Source organism: Vagococcus hydrophili, assembly GCF_011304195.1.
GTDB lineage: Bacteria > Bacillota > Bacilli > Lactobacillales > Vagococcaceae > Vagococcus > Vagococcus hydrophili.
The window spans coordinates 2,502,711-2,520,491 of the sequence record NZ_CP049887.1 but is presented as its reverse complement, the minus strand read 5'-3'; the positions used below and the strand labels follow the sequence as shown (position 1 = coordinate 2,520,491).

Genomic DNA, 17,781 nt, shown 5'->3' with positions numbered 1-17,781 from the left:
AAACAAGCTAGAAAGTGACTATTCGCTTTCTAGCTTGTTTTTCTGAAAAAAATAGAGGCTGACATCAAATTGGTCAACCTCATAAATCTATTAATTTTAACTTAACTAATCTTTATTCTTATCTAATTTTTCCTTGGCTTTTTCGGCTAACTCCTCGGAAACATCCTTAATATCCGCTTTTACCTCTTTTGCTTTACCAATTGCCTGATCAACAAGACCCTCAGCTTTCATACCTTTGTCATGTGTAATATCACCGGTTACTTCTTTTGCCTTACCTTTTACTTTATCCGTAAAACCTTTATCAGTCATAGAAAAACCTCCTTGATATTCTTTCTATTACAATCAAATTCTAACATATAAGACTTTAAGAGTACAAATGATACGATTTATAGTTTTCAAAATATATAATGATATCTTTGGTTCATAAATAGGATAGCTGTATTTGATGACATAAGTGAATAGATGATACTGTTGAGGAGTTAAAAGTTATTACGTTACAATCCATCCATCCCACCAGCATGTCCACCAACTAAGTGACTACGAGCAATAGCTGTCGCACCTTCCATTAAACTACTCGCATGATAAATCGAGTCAAATCCGTATTCTTTTCTAATTTGATCAATCGTTGTATCAAGTAGTTGATTACTCATACTTTCTTCTGGTTGATCAAACAAATTAAGTTGAAGAGAAGTATCAGTAGACAACTTGGAAAAATTGACCGCAACATTTCGAACGGCACTGCCATCATAAAATTTATCAAAAAGTTGTAAACAATAGGAAACTAGTTCTTTTGAACTATTTGTTTTAGGAATACTAAGTTGGCGACTAAATCCAGAAGAAAGCTCCGTTCTAGAATAACTAATCGATACTTGCACACAACTAGTTTGCATCTCTCTAGCTCGAAGTCTTGCCGCAACTTGTTCCGTCATTTCCCGAAGAACAAGTTTAGTCTCTACTGAATTAGTGTAGTCTTTCAGCAATACTTGACTGTTACCAATGCTTTTGGATTTTGGCGTATATTTCTCTGAGATATCTGTTCGATCAATTCCCCATGCATGAGCGATTAACTGTTGGCCAATAATCCCCATAGATTCCTTCATCTTAAAAAAATCATAATGGGCTAAATCGTAAATAGAATAAATACCTTTGTTGTTTAGTCGCTTTTCAGTTCTTGTATTAATTCCCCAAAAATCAGTCATCTTTTTAATTTTCCAGACAGTTTCAGGGACATCTTCATAGTGCCAAGAGGCAATCATGCTCTGCTCATGTTTGGCCCCATTATCTAGGGCTAGTTTACTTAGAAGCATATTGTCCCCAATACCTACAGTACACGGTAAACCTAATTTTAGTTTGATTTCATCTCTAAAACGTTCAGCAAATTGGTAAGGGGAGAGGCCAAATAATTTTTGCGACCCCTTAACTCGGACAAAGGTTTCATCAATCGAATAAATCAAAATATCTTCATCTGACACATATTGTTTAAAAATATTATTTAGTTGAAGATTCTTTTCGATATATAAATTCATGCGAGGCTCCGCAAAAATCAGGTCTTTATGATAAGGAATTTCAAACCTTCGACTAACGTTACTAATTCCTAAAATTTCTTTTGCTTTAGGAGATGCAGATAAAGCCAATCCTCCCGGAGAATCACCACCACTCATCACCACAAGTAGTGTTTCTAAAGGGTCTTCGCCTCGTTCCACACACTCCACTGAAGCATAAAATGATTTCATATCAATGCATAAAATAGGCTCCACTTTTTCTTCACTGTAATCAAAATATTGGTTGCTTTCTTGCCACACTTTAAGAGACGCCTTCCTTCAAATACCACTTCACACTGGGTGTAATGACAATATGTCGAATTAAATCTAGTTGTATCTGACCATTACTAAGAAAAAGGATATCCCCATTAAATCCCAGAACTTTTCCCATTATATTATCTCGGAAACCTCGATTATCCATTGATTTCACATTAGGCTGAATCACTACGGGCATATCCTTTATTAAAGCAATCTCAATAACTTCAGAAATCGCTTCATAAGACATTTCTTCTAGCCCAAAATTAAATCGTTTGGATTCATGGCTTTCTTTATCAATTTCTCTCGTATGTTCAGAGAGGTAAAAGCCCATATATTTCTGAATCCCACGATCATGGTAATAGTTATTCAATTTCATTACGCACCACACTCCTTTAAAAGGGAACTCTCCATACTAACCGAATGTCTAAGCGCTAATTTTTGGACAATTAACTGCTGTTTTTGATTGTATTGACCGAACAATGCGACTTCTTTTTTACCGTTTTCTAAAAAGAGTAGTTGATGACAGATAGCTTTATCAGTCACCAAACAATTTACTTTATCACTACCAATAACCAAGGTAAAACGCAGTAAAATATTAGGATACATCGATAAACATTTAATTTTATCAACCACACCAATTAAATTTTCTTTTGCCATACATCATCACTCCATTTATTTGATAAACTAATTATAAGAACATCCGTTCTCGTTGTAAAGGGGAACACGAAAAGATAACATATATTATAAATGGATAAGTTAAGAGGAGGTAGAAAATGAGAGATAGCAGTCAAACATTATTAAATCAGTATCAAGTCAGAAAATCATTAATGGAGAAACAACGCTTTATTAAATGGTTAAAAGAACACTTAGACCATTATGATTATCAAATAAAAGAAGAAGCTTTTGAAAAAAATGGGACTAACTTAATCATTGGTGAATTAGAAACTGCGGAGGTTATTTTAACAGCTCATTATGACACACAGCCTAATGGTCTAATTCCGGTATTTATGGGATTTAGTAACTGGATTTCCTTTTTTATTAGCCAAGTCTGGGTGTTACTACCAACTATTTTATTGGTTCACTTTACTAGCTATCACATAGGCTCGTTAATAGCTGATTTTAGTATTAACCACTTGTTGATGGCTTTAATTTTAGGAATCAGCTGTATTTTATATCTCTACCAACTAACAAAAGGGGTTGCCAATAAACATACGGCTAATGATAATACATCAGGTGTTGCGACTTTACTAGCCATTTTAGAAGATTTACCTAAGGAAGAGCGTGAAAAAGTTTGTGTTGTCTTTTTTGATCAGGAAGAAATTGGCTTAATCGGAGCGGCTAATTTTAAAAGAAAGCATGAAGCAGAAATCAACGATATCCCTTTAATCAACTTTGATTGTGTCGCGAATGGAAACACCTTCTGTTTTGTTCATAAAAAAACATTCAGAGAGTCGTTTAAATTTATTCAACTGAAATTAGCGGTTGAGGAGATATCCCTACCGAAAACTAAATCTATCCACTTCGGTTCAGCACTGACTCATATCTATACTTCAGATCAATTGATTTTCAAAAATAGTGTAGGTGTTGTGGCTGCTAAAAAAATACCTTTATTTGGGTATTATATTAATGATATTCATACAAGACTAGATACTAAATTTGATGAGCAGAATATTGAGATATTAAAAGAAATGATGTTAGAATTTATTAGGAAGATATAAAGAAAAGCAATATCTTATCACAAAAATAAGATATTGCTTTTCTTTTCGTTTACCGGAATAGACTGTAAGTACACACAGTTTTTTCCTTGAACGATTTTCATCGGTTTAGCGTAACCAAAACACAATTGCTTTAACCGGTTTAAACGATTATTTTCTATTTCAAGAGACGAGGCATTGTTATTTTTTTGACAAATTGACAGATGAACTTCTTTTTCAAAAAGCACTCTTATGATGAAAAAAGTTCCCTCATCCTCCCAATTAAAAGAGAGGTAATGCTGACTTTCTTTAATTATTTCTACAACGTTACTATTTTTTATACGGTCTAACCTAATCATCTTTTTCTCTCCTTACAAAGATTATACGAATATACGTTCTCTTTGTAAAGCGAACAAAAGATTAAATCCCATCTAAAGAGGTACTCCAGTATACAACAGATTTATTTTGCGTTTTCCAGTAACCTAGTGTGCCTTCTTTATCCTCAATCGTTTTGTTTATTTGATATACTGAGTGGTTTTTTTCTTCAGATAATTTAGAAACATCGGCTGTCAATGCATCTTTAATATCCCCAGATCGTAAAACACCTAGACGAACAGAGCCTTCAGGCGTTAAAAAGACGTAACACAATAGAAATACTAGACCTAGTTTAAATAATAATGAGATAAATCTTTTCATTTAAACAGTCCCTTCCTTAATATAAGTTCATTTTACTTAAAAAAAATGAAGATTTAATGTTTTTATTGGTACGAAAATTCGTAAAAAAATGATATGATGTTTCTAGACGTAAAGGAGATGATCTTTTGTGATAACGTCACTGTATGTGAATACACTAGAAGAATTAGAAAAAGCCATTATAAAAAGACATAACACGATTTGGATTGATGTAACCTTACAAAGTATCCCACTAGGAACTTCCGCTCTATCAGGAAGTCAGGGTACTGATCACGGATTCAATGACACTGTCCTTTGGCTCATCGATCAATTGTTTCATCAATTAACGAATCAACCCATTGAGGAACAGAAGAAACAACAGATTATACAAGAAATGACCCAACACTATAAAATAGAATTAAAAAATGGATTAATTTGTTTATCTCTAAAATAAATTAATTACAAAAATACTAGGATGTTGACCATGACACTAACATTAAACAAAATTGATGATTTATTAAAAAAAGAAGATTTATTAAAAGAATATGTTTACCAAAATAATTGGTATTATAATTTACCTATAGCTAATACTGAAATAAAAGAACTTTCATATGATTCAAGAAACGTAACAGCCGATACCCTTTTCTTTTGTAAAGGACTTAACTTTAAAGAAGAGTACCTAGAAAAAGCTGTGGATGCGGGCTTAAAATTCTACATTTCAGAAAATCCTTATGAAGTGAACAGTAAGTTAGGTATTATTGTGACAGATATTAGAAAAGCCATGGCTCTAATCAGCATGCACTTTTATGAGTTACCACAAGAAAAATTAACGGTGATTGGTTTTACAGGGACTAAAGGAAAAACAACAGCCGCTTACTTCACTAAATTCATTTTAGATGAAGCAACAAACAATAAAACTGCCATGTTATCAACGATGAACACGACTTTAGACGGAGTGAACTATTTCAAATCAGCACTCACAACGCCAGAGTCCCTAGATTTATACAAAATGATGGCTGAAGCAGTTAGTAACGGCATGTCACATCTAATTATGGAAGTGTCATCTCAAGCTTACAAATTGAATCGCGTTTACGGTTTAACTTTTGATGTAGGAATTTTCTTAAATATTTCACCAGATCATATTGGACCAATTGAGCATCCAACCTTTGATGATTATTATTATTGTAAGAGAAGACTAATCGAAAACTCAAAACGCATGGTGCTGAACACAGATACAAAAGACTATCCTTTATTAAAAGAACTAACAGAAAGTAAAAATATCCCTTATTACGCATATAGTAGTACGGATAAACAGGCTGATTATACTTGGGAGACAGCGGTAGATAGCCTACTAGAATTTAACGTTCAATCGACTCATGAAGATTCTTTAGATATTAATGGTCGTTATAAAATCAAACTTATGGGAGACTTTAACAAAGACAATGCCCTAGCAAGTTTAATTACCACTAAAATAGCTGGAGCCTCAAAAGAAGCGGCTGAAAAAGGATTAGCAGAAACACTTGTACCAGGACGTATGGAGCATTTAACTCATCCTAATGGGGCGAATATATTTGTTGATTACGCCCATAACTATTCAAGTTTAAAAAATCTGTTGAGTTTTGCTAAGTCAGCACATCCAGACGGAAAAATCATTACAGTTATTGGAAGCACAGGGGACAAAGGTGTTTCAAGACGTGCTGATTTCGGTAAAGTTTTAGCAGAATTAACAGACGTTGCCATCTTAACGGCAGATGATCCAGGTTCAGAAAATCCAAAAGATATCGCAATGGAAATTAGTTCAGCTATTGATAATAAAGACATCGAACAGCTGATTATTGTGGATAGAGTTGAAGCGATTCAAAAAGCATTATCAATCGTTGGAGAAAAAGATTCAGTGATTATTGCAGGTAAAGGTCAAGATAAATACCAAAAAATTAAGGGTGTGGATACACCTTATTTAGGGGATTATTCTGTGGCTGAAAATTATATTGAAACACTTAAAAACTAGTAGTTAAGAAGAACAGTGATTAAAAATTGTTCTTCTTTTTTGATAGAACGGAGGGCATATTATGAAGCAAGTAAAACCTACCCTTAGATTAGCTAATAATGAAGATACTAAAACGATATTAGCCTGGTGGTCTGACGGAAACGTTATGGAAAGCGTTGGGTATCCACTAGGGTTAAATATTACAGAAAAAGAAATATCCAATACGATAAATCGGTATAATAATACAAATACCTCTCGATTCCTCATTATACAAAATGAATTTGGAAATCCGATTGGTGAATTTTGCTACTATGAGTTAACTCATCATAAATGTAGTTTCGATTTAAAAATTGGGGATACATCTAGTCAAGGAAAAGGATATGGTAAAAACGCATTATTGAAAGGTATTGATTATATAAAATCCAATACTGACTATAGAAAAATAGAAATTAGCGTTGCACCAGAAAATAATCGAGCTTTAGCACTCTATCAATCCATCGGTTTTGATATCATCAATACGATTCAAAATAATTGGGTTGATCAACTTGGAATAACTAGAAGTTCCAAAATTTTGGAATTACCATTGTATTAGTAGGTGGTTAAAATATCTAGAAAATACTGATATTTTTAATCGCGGTAAGTTAAAAATAAAAAGCAATTTTGTTTTCTATAACGCAAAAGAGAACATTATTCTGAACATTTATGACGATCGTGGATGCGATATTTGGTCTGATAACATAACAAGGCAAAAGGTACTTTACTAAAAATATCATTCTTGGGTATTTGACTATGACAAAGAAAAGATTAATAAAAACTTAAAGGCATTTTCTGACTAAATAAACTGTGTTATAGTGAATAGAAATGTGAGAGTGAGGGTATTATGAATAAGAAAACAATAATTATTGGAGCAAGTACAGCTGCTGTTTTACTAGCTGCTGGTGGAGGATACATGGCTTACCAATATCATGATAAGTCATTACAAAAACAAGCAGTCGAAAATTTTGTGAAGGCTTTTGAGAAGAAAGATTTTGAAAAATTAGCAACTAATCTTTCTGAAACATCAGTAAAAGATCAAGGATTAGATCAGAAAAAAGTCGTCGAAAAATATGATTCTATCTTTAATGGCTTAGGTATTTCTGGTATTAAAGGAGATATTAGTAAAGTCGAAAAAGAAAATTTTGATATTGCTTTGAATATGACAACACCTTTTGGAAAATTAGATAATGAAAAAATGACCGGGAAACTCATTAAAGAAAATGGAAAGTACGTTATTGATTGGAATTATTCTTTAATTTTTCCTAAGATGGAAAAAGGTGACAAAGTTTTTATTAATAATGAACCGCCTAAACGTGGGGAGATTCAAGATGTTAACAAACAACCTTTAGCTACTGATCATGCTTATCCGCAATTAGGGATTATCCCTAATACATTAGGTGAGGGCGAGGATAAAAAGAAAAATCTCGCTGATATTGAGAAGAAATTTGATATGACAGAAGAACAGCTAAATAGTCTGTTATCACAAGGTTGGGTGAAAGAAGATTCTTTTGTTCCCATTAAAACAGTGGATTTCAATGAAGATTTAGCTAAATATGATGCAACTGGCGTTTCTACACAGACTGTCAACAAACGTTACTATCCACTCGGAAAAGCTAGTGCACAATTAGTAGGGTACACAGGTAAAACAACCGCTGAGGAAATCGAAAAAGATCCTTCTTTAACAGGTTTTGACGAAACAGGTAAAACAGGCCTTGAAGCACAACTTGATGAAAAATTAAGAGGAAAAGCTGGCGGAAAAATCGATATCGTTAATGAAAACGGGGAATTTAAAGAAACTCTGATTGAACAAAAGAAAAAAGATGGGGAAGATATTCAATTAACCATTGATCGTCAAATTCAAAAAAATGCCTTTGAAGCTCTAGATAATTTACCAGGTTCAACGGTAGTAACTGCACCAAAAACAGGAGAATTAAAAGCTGTTGTTAGCTCTCCATCTTACGACCCTAATAAATTTGTTTTAGGAATGAATCAAAAAGAATATGACGCTGTAGCAAAAGACCCACTTAATCCATTCTTAGCTCGTTTTGGTACAGGTTATGCCCCAGGTTCAACCTTTAAAGCCATTACCGCAGCGATTGGTATTGATGAAAAAGTCACTACACCAGATAAAACTCATGAAATCACTGGGCTTAAATGGCAAAAAGATGGTTCTTGGGGGATTATTTTGTGACACGTGTTTCAGAAGTTCCAACTACAGTAAACATGGAATCGGCGTTAATCTACTCTGATAATATTTATTTCGCTCAGGAAGCTTTAGAAATAGGGAAAGACAAGTATTTAGCTGGTCTTAAAAAATTCCCGTTTGGTGAAAAAATGAATGTTAATATTCCAATGACACCAGCTCAAATTAGTAACGATGAAATTAAATCAGACATATTACTTGCAGATACTTCTTATGGACAGGGACAATTATTAATTAACCCGATTCAACAAGCGGTCATGTACTCAGCTTTTGCAAATCAAGGAGCCGTTGTTTATCCTCAAATTATGGTTGGGGGCAAAGCGAAACAAACAGATAATGTGATCTCTAAATCTGCTGCTGAAACAGTAACGAATGCGTTAATTAAAACAGTAGAAGACCAAAACGGAACAGCTCATCCATTATCAACAGGAGATGGCAGTATTGCTGGTAAAACAGGAACTGCTGAAATTAAAGAAAAACAAGATACTAAAGGACAGGAAAATAGCTTTATTCTAGCTTATGATGCTAAAGAAAGTAAGTTTCTTGTGGTTAGTATGATTGAAAACGCAAAAGATACATCTGCTGTACAAAAAAATAAAGACTTTATTCAAAAATTGAAATAATAATTTTATGTAAACCAATAACAGCTAAAAAAACGTTCTGCTCTAATTTGTTTAGGCAGAACGTTTTTTAGCTTTCTTCAATTTCAATCTCATAAATGGTACTAGAAAAATGGGTTAACTTCTGAATATGTTGCAAGAGTAGTAAAATCCAACTAAAAGCTAATCCAAAGGCAATTAATTCGAAGACAGTTAAAGAAAGGTAACCGATATTTTGGAATAAAAAGTTAGCGATGATTAAGGTGCCAGCAATCCCGTAAGAGATGATCAAAAACTCTTTCGTTACTTTAGGAAGCAACCACTTAATACCGATAATCAAAATGATGATTAAAAGAACGAGCCAATTAGCAGCTTTCGTATGAAGCACATGTAGTTGACCTGTTCCATTATTAGGAAAGAAACCAACGGCACCAAGAGCTATCGCCATAAGCGTTAATAACACTCTTAATATTTGAATTTTCCATCCCACATAATTTCTCTTCTTCAAATTAACAAATAAATAATCAATCAACGCAACGAGTAGTAGGGCGGACAACATTAACGTTAAATTAAACTGCCAACTATTCACTGCTTCATTTGTTCCTAAGAAACTAAAATTATGTTGCCACCACTTACTTTCACTGTTGGTTAACATGGCGAAAAAGACACCGCCAATAATTACAAAGATCAGTAAATTAACAATCATGTTTGAGGTAAAGCTAAGAGCAGCATAAATCATTAAATAATTAATAATAGCAGTAAATAAAAAGAAAACCACAGTTGCTGTGTAGATATCAAAACTCGCTCCATCAAACATAATACCAATCATCCAGAAAAAGCAAAGAATTCCTAGAGATAGCATAACCATAAAAGAAAAAATAACCGTTGGGACATTACGCCAAAGAATATCTTTCAACCCATCGTTTTCTTGATTCTTCTTCTCTTTAATGAAAAAGAAAATAAAGGAGATACTACCACTTATTAAACCTAGTAATGATACCGCACTTGCGATGGAGACTTCACCAGCCATAGGTATTTGAGTGCTATTTTCAAAATAGAAAAAGATAAAAAAAGCTAAGCTACTTAGAATAACAGGAATCAAAAACCACCTTAAGGAAACTTCTTGAAACTCTGCGACATTCTTTTTTCGCTCGATAATAACGCGATTGTTTTCCTTCTTCAAAAAAATGGTGTCCTGTTCCGAAAGTTTTAATTCTTCCACGATTTCTTCAGGTAACTTCACCTTGAATTCAGATAACTTCATTCAGACAACTCCTGTTCATAAAATATTTCTTTTATTATATTCTCACATTGTCTGAATGGTTACAAGTTTTATCCTAGATCATTCGTTTATTCTTTGACCAATTGATGACTCCTGACAGTAAGAATAAACTAATAAGGGTTCCTTCCCGAACAACAATCGGTAGGTCGAATAGAAGAGAGAATAGGAGGGATAGGCTGACACAAATAATATCCACGCCATAACGATAAGTCGAAAATTTTACTTTTGTTTTTTCTGATAATAATTGACAGAATGACTCAATCGGAAACTTCAACAGACTTAAACGCAATACCTGCCCCGTACCAGCTCCAGCAATAAAAACACCTAGTAAGAACACGATTAAGCGAATAGGGTAGGCTGTGAGTGTTAAATTAGCTAGTAAATAGTAATAAACGAGATTAATAACTTCTCCAAAGCTTAAAACAGCCACTAGCATTAGCGCATATTTAGTTAATCGACGGTCTTTATCTAAAACAATACACCCAACAAGGAAACTTAGATTTAAAATAGTGGTTACCGTTCCGATTTGGATATCCCACAACTGGCTTAAAGAAACGTTTAAAGAATTAAAACTACTCACCCCAACATTGGCTTTGATGGTTAACGAAATTCCCACTGCACTAATAAAATAAAATAACAATGATTTTAATAATTTTTCCATGAATACTCATCCTTTTTTCTTTTGATACACTTATATTAAAGGAAGTCTCATTATGTTAGTATGAGATATAGCATACTAAGAGGGTGAAAAATTGAAAAAAACACTTTATTCTTTGTCGAAGATGAAATTGCATTTCGATATTCCAGGTATTAATGAAGAAATTTTAAGTCAATCTGCTATTTTTGAGTATCAAACTGGTGAATTAATTACCAAGCAAGAAGAAATTCCCAATTACTTTTACTTCATTCTTTCTGGAAGAGCGAAAATCATGACCACTCAAACTAATGGAAAACGATTAATTTTACAATTTTTAAAAGAAGATGATTTAATCGGCGAGTTAACAGCAGTTCAAGCAGAAGAAACAATTAAAGATGTGATTGCTTTAGGAGAGACTATTTGTTTGGGTATTCCAAAGAAGATAGTTGATAACCAGTTAATCAACCAAGCCGACTTTAATTTTTTCTTAGCAAACTATATCGGAAAAAAACTATTGATTCGTGTGGATCACTTCAAAGATCAGCAAACTCAAGAATTAAAAATCAGATTAATCAAACTGCTTTTAGAGATTACGATTGATGATACATACCAAGAAAAACACACTGAGCTCGCAGAATATTTAGGTACAAGTTACCGTCATTACATGCATACATTTAAATTTTTAAAGGATAGTGGTTTAATTATAAAAAATGAGAATACCTATTTTATTCAACGAAAAGAAATGGAAAACTATTTAAACTTGAAAGAGTAAATAAGCGTAAGGCTCAAAAATTGGAGCCTTACGCCTATTTTATAGGTAACACCACAGTTACAGTACTCCCTTGATCTAGCTTGCTTTTAATATTAACTTCCCCATCATGTAAGTTAATAATTCGTTTAACTAAGGATAGTCCCAGACCGTTACCTTTAGCTTTTCGACTGTGATCATTTTGGTAGAATTTGTCAAAGGCATGTTGTACGGTTTTTTCTGACATGCCAAGCCCGTTGTCACTAATCGAAACGCTGACTTGGTTTCTTGAAGAAGATACTTCCACTGAAATTTTTCCATTTTCCTGATTATATTTTATCCCATTTTCAACGATGTTTAACCAAACATGATAAAGTAGTTCTTCATTTCCCTTGTAATAAACTTTTGGTAAGTCTAAATCAAGCTCAATGTTTAAGGGTTCCCATTTAGGTTGCAAGAACAAAATAACTTCTCTGATTTGTTCATCTAAACGAAATGACTGATAGTCTAAGCCAATTTCTTGGTTTTCTAACTTTGTTAACCTTAAAATATTATCCGTTAAATAAGATAACTGATTAGCACCATCTAACATGCGATGTAAATACGTTTCTCGGTCCATTGTAGAGAGTTCTTCATCTTGAAGCAGCTGAACGTAGCCTTTAATTGTTGCGATAGGCGTTTTAAATTCATGTGAGACGTTGGAGACAAAGTCATGACGCATACTTTCAATGCTACGTAACTCTTTTACCATGACATTGAAATCATGATACAGCTGATTCACATCTTTAATTTTTTGATTTTCAGTTAGTTGAATAGAAAAATCACCTTTAGCCACTTGCCCCATGGCTTCTCTTAAATTCCCAATCGGTTGCAGTATCTTCCGACCGATAAATCCAGAGAGAGCGACACCAATTAATAAACTAATCAACATCACGACTACCATTGGAAATAAAGGATCATTGTGATTATTCGCTAATAAGTTATATTTTCTTAAAAGAAAGATCAACAAAATAAAGACGATTAACACAAAAAGAATGGTAAAAAAAATAAAGAAAGTAAAATAAATCCATAACTGAGAGTGCAGTTTTTTTCTCATGAATAAACCACCACTTTATAACCCAATCCACGAATTGTCTCAATTGAAAAATCTGGATTATCATCTAAACGACTGCGCAATCTTTTTATGTGAACATCAATCGTTCGCTCATCGGAATCTGACTCCATTCCCCAAATTTCATCCATTAATTGTTGTCTGGTAAAAATTTTATTCGGGTAAGAAAGTAACCTATATAGGAGCAAAAACTCTTTTTGAGGTAGCATCTCAAAACGCGTGCCATCATTAATTTCTAAGGTTTCCTTATCTAAAATAGTCTTACCCACAGTTAATTTTTGACTAGAGACAATTTTAGCTCGTCTTAAAAGTGCTTCAACTCGTAAAAGCATCTCATTAACATCAATCGGTTTAACCATATAGTCATCGACACCTAACTTAAACCCTCGCTTTTTATCCTCAAAAGAATTCTTAGCTGAAATAAATAAAAAGGGTAATTGAAAGCCACTAGCACGAACTGATTCGACTAATTGAAAACCATCCATATCAGGCATCATAATATCACTAATAACTAAATCAATGGTATATTCATCAAATTTTTCAAGCGCATCCAAACCGTTTTTAGCAATCACAGTTTTAAATTGTCGTTTCTTTAAAGTCGATTGATAAAGTAGGGCTAAATTTTCATCATCTTCAACAATTAAAATATAATTCATTCATTTCTTCCTCCTGACTACTTTTTCCTAGTTTAACAGAACTAGATGAATCCAACATGAATTTTGTTCATTTTGAGTTAACAAACCTGTGTTAATCTCTTAACTATCACTTAAAGAAAAGAGAGGATCTCATGTTAGAATTAAAAAATATCAAAAAACATTACCAAGTCGGAGATACTGTCACAAAAGCTTTAGACGGTGTGTCTGTCGCTTTTAGACGACAAGAATTTGTGGCTATTTTAGGTGCCAGTGGTTCTGGTAAAACAACCATGTTAAATGTTATTGGAGGTCTCGATAACTATGATTCAGGAGATATGGTTATTGACGGAAAATCTACTAAAACATTTAAAGATAGTGACTGGGATGCTTACCGAAACAACTCAATCGGCTTTGTTTTTCAAAGTTACAACTTAATCAATCATTTAGGTATTATTGAAAATGTGGAGCTTGGAATGACGTTAAGCGGTGTCTCAAAAGAAGTGAAACGAAAACACGCAGAAGATGCCCTAAAACGTGTAGGCTTAGAACAACATATGAATAAGAAACCTAATCAACTATCAGGTGGACAAATGCAGCGGGTAGCCATTGCTCGTGCTTTAGCCAATGATCCTGATATCTTACTTTGCGATGAACCCACTGGTGCTTTAGACACTGAAACTAGTGTTCAGATTATGAATTTAATCAAAGAACTTTCTAAAGAAAAATTGATTGTTATGGTGACACACAATCCAGAACTAGCTCATGAGTATGCTGGTCGAATCATTGAATTTTCAGATGGGCGCATCAAATCGGATTCTAAACCTCATATTGAAAAAGAGAAAAAAGATCAGTTTCAATTAAAGAGAACCAAAATGGGCTTTTTAACGGCTTTAAAATTATCATTCAACAACCTTAGAACTAAAAAAGGTCGCACCTTTTTAACAGCCTTTGCTTCTAGTATTGGCATTATTAGTATCGGGATAGTTTTAGCCTTATCCAGTGGGTTCCAAAAACAAATTGATCAAACCCAATCAGAAACCCTATCAAAATTCCCGATTACCATTTCTAAAGTAACCACTGATCAGTCTAAAAATCCGAAAGATGCTTTAGGATCGGATAAAGGTAGTTTTTCTAAGACAAAGGAAGTCACTTTAAAAACCAGTGATAGTGATAAAGCACAACACACAAATAACATTAACCAAGACTACGTGGATTACATTAAAAAAATTGATCCTAAGTTAAGCAATAGTATTGGTTATACACGTCTAGTTCACATGAACTTACTTAGAGACGTAGATGGTGAAGTAAAACCTGTATCTTTTTCAAATGATGCTAATAAGTCTGGCGGGTCTATGTCCAGTGCTATGGCAAGCATGACGGGCGTTGGCGTTTCCTCATTCCCAACAAACGCGGATGGATCAGCTAGTGATTTTCTAAAAGAAAACTATAGCGTGCTGTCAGGAGACTATCCAAAAAATGAAACAGATATCGTGTTGATTGTGGATCGTAACAATAGTACCAATATTAACGCACTAAAAAATATTGGGATGGACGCTAAAGAAAACGAAACCTTAGCATTTGATAAAATTATTGGAACCAAATTAAGTCTGATTTCAAATAATGATTACTACACAAAACTTCCAACAGGTAACTTTGTACCTAATCAAGACTATCAAAAGATGTATGACAATAAAAACAACAAAACATTAACTGTTAGTGGTATTTTAAGGGTCAAATCTTCTTCAACTATGAATTTATTAGCCCCTGGTTTTGCCTATAGCAATGAATTAACTTCAAAAATTGTGGCTGAAAATGAAACATCTGATATTGTAAAAGCGCAAAAAGACAGCCAAAATAATGTGATGACAGGAGAAGCTTTAGATGAGATGACTAAAGAAAGCACGCTAGCTTATCTTGGTGGGACAAGTATCCCTAACAGTATCATGATTTATCCTAATAACTACAAAGACAAAGAGGCTGTTTTAGATTATCTAGATGCTTTTAACAAGAAAAAGGATAAAAAAGACCAAATTCTCTACTCTGATTTAGCTGGAACTATGACCGACTTAACGGGTGGTTTAATGGACGCCATAACTTACGTTTTAATTGCTTTTGCAGGGATTTCATTAGTAACAAGTATGATTATGATTGGAATTATCACGTACACTTCAGTTCTTGAAAGAACTAAAGAAATTGGTGTGCTTAAAGCTCTAGGTGCTAGAAAGAAAGATATTACACGAGTCTTTGATGCTGAAACCTGTATTTTAGGGATTGCTTCAGGTGCTTTAGGTGTTGGGATTGCCTTTTTAGCGACTTTTCCAATTAATAGTATTTTATACAGTATGACTGACTTAAAAAACGTCGCACAATTAAATCCTATACACGCACTAGTATTAGTGGTTGTTTCAACTATCTTAACGATGATCGGTGGGCATATTCCAGCGAAAATTGCAGCTAAAAAAGATGCAGCGATTGCATTACGTGCGGATTAATCAAAGAATATTGAAATTAACTTATAAAATCAAAAATAAATGACGTTCTTATCTTTAGGAACTTCATTTCTTTTTGTGTCTTCGTCTATTTAACGGTATAATTAAAGAACAATAAAGGAGGCGCTTTATATGAAAAATAAACGAATGATAGTTAGCTTTTTACTACTTGGTTTCATTTTTTTAGTTGGCTGTTCTCAAAATAATCCTAGTATTAAATTATCAGGCATCGAAGTAGAAAAAACTGATACTGAAAGCTTTAAACCTTATCAAACCATCACAGATAAAGAAGAGATTAAAATCATTCAAGAGATCACAAAAAAACTCGATGATACAGCCGTTCCAGATATTGCCTTAGAGGGACCTACAAATTATCAATTTTATTTTACTTATGATACTAAAGATGCTGATGTAAAACCTGTTGTCTATCAACTTCAAAAAGTAACCAATACAGATGTGTATCGTTTAAATAATCTAGAATTATCTGTGGATGATTCTAGAGCGGTTCAAAAAATACTGATTGAAAAGTAGGTGCAACAAATGACTGTTTATTTAATTAGACACGGACAAGACGATGATCAAATTCGAGGGGGTTGGTCAAAATCTCCCTTAACTCAATCAGGGAGAGATGAAGTTCATCAATTAGGGCAGAAATTTAAAGAACTACAGATTGATCATCTCTTTACCAGTGATTTACCTCGAACGTTAGAAACAACCGCTATTTTAAAAGAGTATCAACCAGGGATTTCTATTACGATTGATTCTCGGTTAAGAGAGATGAACAATGGTCTTTTAGCAGGTATGCCTAACGAAACAGCTGAAAAGTTATATCCTAATCTTTATTTTAGAACTCTAGATTGGACGGGGAAATATCCGGAAGGCGAAAGCCCTGAATTATTTTATCACCGGATTATCAACGTTTGGGAAGCCTTAACAAATAATTTAGATGAAAGTATTTGTTTGGTAACTCACGGTGGGGTAATTAATATTATTCTCCATCATATTAATAAAAAGTCTTATTCCAATAAGAAGTCAGCATACAAAATTCCTACCGCCAGTTTAACTAAAATTGAGTTAAGGAGTGGAAGCCATGAAACGTTTTTCTGTGACAGTCACCATTGATCGTCCTAAAGGCTACGTTGATAAATTTAATAATGTTTACCCACTAAATTATGGTTATGTAGAAGGTATCTTAGCTGGTGACAAGGATTGGCAAGATGCTTATATCTTTGATGAACTTGCACAGGGAGTAACACACTTTAAGGGTGAAGTCATTGCAGTTATTATTAGAGATGACGATGTAGAAGATAAGTGGGTAGTTGCTAAAGAGGGCGTGACTTTATCGACAGAAGAGATTTATCTAAAAGTTCAATTTATTGAGCAATACTTTAATTCAACGATAATATTGTTAGATTAAGCGAAGGAGAGTTATTAGTTGAAGATTACTAAATACCAAGCAGAAAACAGAGATGAAGTTATCGCCCTAATTAAACAAACAATTAAGACAGTCAATAAACAAGATTATACTGAAAATCAAGTAGAAGCGTGGGCTGACTTTAATCCAGAAACATGGGCGAAAGGATTAGAAAACCATCTAGCAGTTATTGTAACTCTAGAGGAACGAATTGTCGGTTTTGCTGATATGGATGACACGGGTTACTTAGATCATTTATATGTTCACTTTGATTATCAAAGAAGAGGCGTCGCGCAGTTGCTACTTTCTTTTTTAGAAAAGAACCATCAAGGAAAGACGTTCACTACTTATGCCTCAAAAACAGCACAACCTTTCTTTGAAGTGTTTGGCTATGATGTTATCAAAGAAAATCAGTTAATCCTTCGCGGGGAAACCTTTATCAATTACTACATGAAAAAAGAAGGTGGCAAGTAAG

Annotated in this window: 21 protein-coding genes and 1 pseudogene; 12 read left to right on the top strand and 10 right to left on the bottom strand. The window is 33.6% G+C overall.

Features of this window, described 5'->3' with window-relative positions:
* Window positions 1-105: 105 nt before the first annotated feature.
* From G7082_RS12410 to G7082_RS12395, 4 genes are all read right to left on the bottom strand, one after another.
* Window positions 106-309, bottom strand: coding sequence for a CsbD family protein (locus tag G7082_RS12410; protein ID WP_166035362.1), 204 nt, complete (start codon window positions 307-309; stop codon window positions 106-108).
* A gap of 185 nt (window positions 310-494) precedes the next feature.
* Window positions 495-1,733 (bottom strand): Y-family DNA polymerase, encoded by a 1,239-nt coding sequence (locus G7082_RS12405; protein WP_166036090.1) that lies wholly within the window; start codon window positions 1,731-1,733, stop codon window positions 495-497.
* 70 nt (window positions 1,734-1,803) lie between these two features.
* Entirely contained in the window at window positions 1,804-2,175 is a 372-nt protein-coding gene (locus tag G7082_RS12400) for a hypothetical protein (RefSeq protein ID WP_166035361.1), read from the bottom strand.
* Window positions 2,175-2,456, bottom strand: a complete 282-nt coding sequence (locus tag G7082_RS12395) for a hypothetical protein (RefSeq protein WP_166035360.1) — start codon at window positions 2,454-2,456, stop codon at window positions 2,175-2,177. The genes G7082_RS12400 and G7082_RS12395 overlap by 1 nt, the downstream gene beginning before the upstream one ends.
* 116 nt (window positions 2,457-2,572) lie before the next feature.
* Between G7082_RS12395 and G7082_RS12390 the strand changes: the two genes are divergently transcribed.
* On the top strand, window positions 2,573-3,517 hold the full coding sequence (locus G7082_RS12390; protein WP_166035359.1) for a M28 family peptidase: 945 nt from the start codon (window positions 2,573-2,575) through the stop codon (window positions 3,515-3,517).
* A 17-nt stretch (window positions 3,518-3,534) separates the two neighbouring features.
* On the opposite strand, the gene G7082_RS12385 is transcribed toward G7082_RS12390, so the two are convergent.
* The gene (locus G7082_RS12385) at window positions 3,535-3,852 is read right to left on the bottom strand and encodes a hypothetical protein (protein WP_166035358.1); all 318 of its coding nucleotides are present in this window, start codon (window positions 3,850-3,852) and stop codon (window positions 3,535-3,537) included.
* Window positions 3,853-3,913: 61 nt separating this feature from the next.
* The gene (locus G7082_RS12380) at window positions 3,914-4,189 is read right to left on the bottom strand and encodes a hypothetical protein (RefSeq protein ID WP_166035357.1); all 276 of its coding nucleotides are present in this window, start codon (window positions 4,187-4,189) and stop codon (window positions 3,914-3,916) included.
* A gap of 127 nt (window positions 4,190-4,316) precedes the next feature.
* On the opposite strand from G7082_RS12380, the gene G7082_RS12375 reads away from it, so the two are divergent.
* The 5 genes and pseudogenes from G7082_RS12375 to pbp4 all read left to right on the top strand — a co-directional run bounded on the left by G7082_RS12375 (window position 4,317) and on the right by pbp4 (window position 9,014).
* Window positions 4,317-4,619, top strand: coding sequence for a hypothetical protein (locus G7082_RS12375; protein ID WP_166035356.1), 303 nt, complete (start codon window positions 4,317-4,319; stop codon window positions 4,617-4,619).
* Between the two features lie 30 nt (window positions 4,620-4,649).
* Window positions 4,650-6,173, top strand: coding sequence for a UDP-N-acetylmuramoyl-L-alanyl-D-glutamate--L-lysine ligase (locus G7082_RS12370; protein ID WP_166035355.1), 1,524 nt, complete (start codon window positions 4,650-4,652; stop codon window positions 6,171-6,173).
* Between the two features lie 61 nt (window positions 6,174-6,234).
* Window positions 6,235-6,744, top strand: a complete 510-nt coding sequence (locus G7082_RS12365) for a GNAT family N-acetyltransferase (protein WP_166035354.1) — start codon at window positions 6,235-6,237, stop codon at window positions 6,742-6,744.
* Window positions 6,740-6,916, top strand: a complete 177-nt coding sequence (locus G7082_RS15240; RefSeq protein ID WP_166036089.1) for a DUF3885 domain-containing protein — start codon at window positions 6,740-6,742, stop codon at window positions 6,914-6,916. The genes G7082_RS12365 and G7082_RS15240 overlap by 5 nt, the downstream gene beginning before the upstream one ends.
* 116 nt (window positions 6,917-7,032) lie before the next feature.
* Window positions 7,033-9,014, top strand: a pseudogene (gene pbp4, locus G7082_RS12355) (penicillin-binding protein PBP4(5)).
* A 67-nt stretch (window positions 9,015-9,081) separates the two neighbouring features.
* Here the strand turns inward: pbp4 and G7082_RS12345 are convergent.
* Entirely contained in the window at window positions 9,082-10,254 is a 1,173-nt protein-coding gene (locus tag G7082_RS12345) for an AbrB/MazE/SpoVT family DNA-binding domain-containing protein (RefSeq protein WP_166035351.1), read from the bottom strand.
* A gap of 73 nt (window positions 10,255-10,327) precedes the next feature.
* Window positions 10,328-10,933 (bottom strand): YczE/YyaS/YitT family protein, encoded by a 606-nt coding sequence (locus G7082_RS12340; protein WP_166035350.1) that lies wholly within the window; start codon window positions 10,931-10,933, stop codon window positions 10,328-10,330.
* 91 nt (window positions 10,934-11,024) lie between these two features.
* Here G7082_RS12340 and G7082_RS12335 point away from each other — a divergent pair, with 91 nt between their 5' ends.
* On the top strand, window positions 11,025-11,681 hold the full coding sequence (locus G7082_RS12335) for a cyclic nucleotide-binding domain-containing protein (protein WP_166035349.1): 657 nt from the start codon (window positions 11,025-11,027) through the stop codon (window positions 11,679-11,681).
* A 34-nt stretch (window positions 11,682-11,715) separates the two neighbouring features.
* On the opposite strand, the gene G7082_RS12330 is transcribed toward G7082_RS12335, so the two are convergent.
* Window positions 11,716-12,753 carry a sensor histidine kinase gene (locus tag G7082_RS12330; protein WP_166035348.1) on the bottom strand — a complete coding sequence of 346 codons (1,038 nt, stop codon included), beginning with the start codon at window positions 12,751-12,753 and terminating at the stop codon, window positions 11,716-11,718.
* On the bottom strand, window positions 12,750-13,424 hold the full coding sequence (locus G7082_RS12325) for a response regulator transcription factor (protein ID WP_166035347.1): 675 nt from the start codon (window positions 13,422-13,424) through the stop codon (window positions 12,750-12,752). The genes G7082_RS12330 and G7082_RS12325 overlap by 4 nt, the downstream gene beginning before the upstream one ends.
* Window positions 13,425-13,555: 131 nt before the next feature.
* Between G7082_RS12325 and G7082_RS12320 the strand changes: the two genes are divergently transcribed.
* From G7082_RS12320 to G7082_RS12300, 5 genes are all read left to right on the top strand, one after another.
* The gene (locus G7082_RS12320; protein WP_166035346.1) at window positions 13,556-15,895 is read left to right on the top strand and encodes an ABC transporter ATP-binding protein/permease; all 2,340 of its coding nucleotides are present in this window, start codon (window positions 13,556-13,558) and stop codon (window positions 15,893-15,895) included.
* 129 nt (window positions 15,896-16,024) lie between these two features.
* Complete coding sequence (locus tag G7082_RS12315; RefSeq protein WP_166035345.1) at window positions 16,025-16,423, top strand: hypothetical protein; 399 nt, start codon at window positions 16,025-16,027, stop codon at window positions 16,421-16,423.
* 9 nt (window positions 16,424-16,432) lie between these two features.
* Complete coding sequence (locus G7082_RS12310) at window positions 16,433-17,014, top strand: histidine phosphatase family protein (RefSeq protein ID WP_166035344.1); 582 nt, start codon at window positions 16,433-16,435, stop codon at window positions 17,012-17,014.
* Window positions 16,983-17,309: an inorganic pyrophosphatase gene (locus tag G7082_RS12305; RefSeq protein WP_166035343.1), complete on the top strand. Its 327-nt coding sequence runs from the start codon at window positions 16,983-16,985 to the stop codon at window positions 17,307-17,309. Before G7082_RS12310 ends, G7082_RS12305 begins: the two co-directional genes overlap by 32 nt.
* A gap of 18 nt (window positions 17,310-17,327) precedes the next feature.
* On the top strand, window positions 17,328-17,780 hold the full coding sequence (locus G7082_RS12300; RefSeq protein ID WP_166035342.1) for a GNAT family N-acetyltransferase: 453 nt from the start codon (window positions 17,328-17,330) through the stop codon (window positions 17,778-17,780).
* Window position 17,781 lies beyond the last annotated feature (1 nt).

What these genes read in the sequence shown, in the direction of transcription:
- G7082_RS12410 (WP_166035362.1), bottom strand. Translation starts at nt 309, where the DNA reads ATGACTGATAAAGGTTTTACGGATAAAGTAAAAGGTAAGGCAAAAGAA.
- G7082_RS12405 (WP_166036090.1), bottom strand. Translation starts at nt 1,733, where the DNA reads ATGAAATCATTTTATGCTTCAGTGGAGTGTGTGGAACGAGGCGAAGAC.
- G7082_RS12400 (WP_166035361.1), bottom strand. Translation starts at nt 2,175, where the DNA reads ATGAAATTGAATAACTATTACCATGATCGTGGGATTCAGAAATATATG.
- G7082_RS12395 (WP_166035360.1), bottom strand. Translation starts at nt 2,456, where the DNA reads ATGGCAAAAGAAAATTTAATTGGTGTGGTTGATAAAATTAAATGTTTA.
- G7082_RS12390 (WP_166035359.1), top strand. Translation starts at nt 2,573, where the DNA reads ATGAGAGATAGCAGTCAAACATTATTAAATCAGTATCAAGTCAGAAAA.
- G7082_RS12385 (WP_166035358.1), bottom strand. Translation starts at nt 3,852, where the DNA reads ATGATTAGGTTAGACCGTATAAAAAATAGTAACGTTGTAGAAATAATT.
- G7082_RS12380 (WP_166035357.1), bottom strand. Translation starts at nt 4,189, where the DNA reads ATGAAAAGATTTATCTCATTATTATTTAAACTAGGTCTAGTATTTCTA.
- G7082_RS12370 (WP_166035355.1), top strand. Translation starts at nt 4,650, where the DNA reads ATGACACTAACATTAAACAAAATTGATGATTTATTAAAAAAAGAAGAT.
- G7082_RS12365 (WP_166035354.1), top strand. Translation starts at nt 6,235, where the DNA reads ATGAAGCAAGTAAAACCTACCCTTAGATTAGCTAATAATGAAGATACT.
- G7082_RS12345 (WP_166035351.1), bottom strand. Translation starts at nt 10,254, where the DNA reads ATGAAGTTATCTGAATTCAAGGTGAAGTTACCTGAAGAAATCGTGGAA.
- G7082_RS12340 (WP_166035350.1), bottom strand. Translation starts at nt 10,933, where the DNA reads ATGGAAAAATTATTAAAATCATTGTTATTTTATTTTATTAGTGCAGTG.
- G7082_RS12330 (WP_166035348.1), bottom strand. Translation starts at nt 12,753, where the DNA reads ATGAGAAAAAAACTGCACTCTCAGTTATGGATTTATTTTACTTTCTTT.
- G7082_RS12325 (WP_166035347.1), bottom strand. Translation starts at nt 13,424, where the DNA reads ATGAATTATATTTTAATTGTTGAAGATGATGAAAATTTAGCCCTACTT.
- G7082_RS12320 (WP_166035346.1), top strand. Translation starts at nt 13,556, where the DNA reads ATGTTAGAATTAAAAAATATCAAAAAACATTACCAAGTCGGAGATACT.
- G7082_RS12315 (WP_166035345.1), top strand. Translation starts at nt 16,025, where the DNA reads ATGAAAAATAAACGAATGATAGTTAGCTTTTTACTACTTGGTTTCATT.
- G7082_RS12310 (WP_166035344.1), top strand. Translation starts at nt 16,433, where the DNA reads ATGACTGTTTATTTAATTAGACACGGACAAGACGATGATCAAATTCGA.
- G7082_RS12305 (WP_166035343.1), top strand. Translation starts at nt 16,983, where the DNA reads ATGAAACGTTTTTCTGTGACAGTCACCATTGATCGTCCTAAAGGCTAC.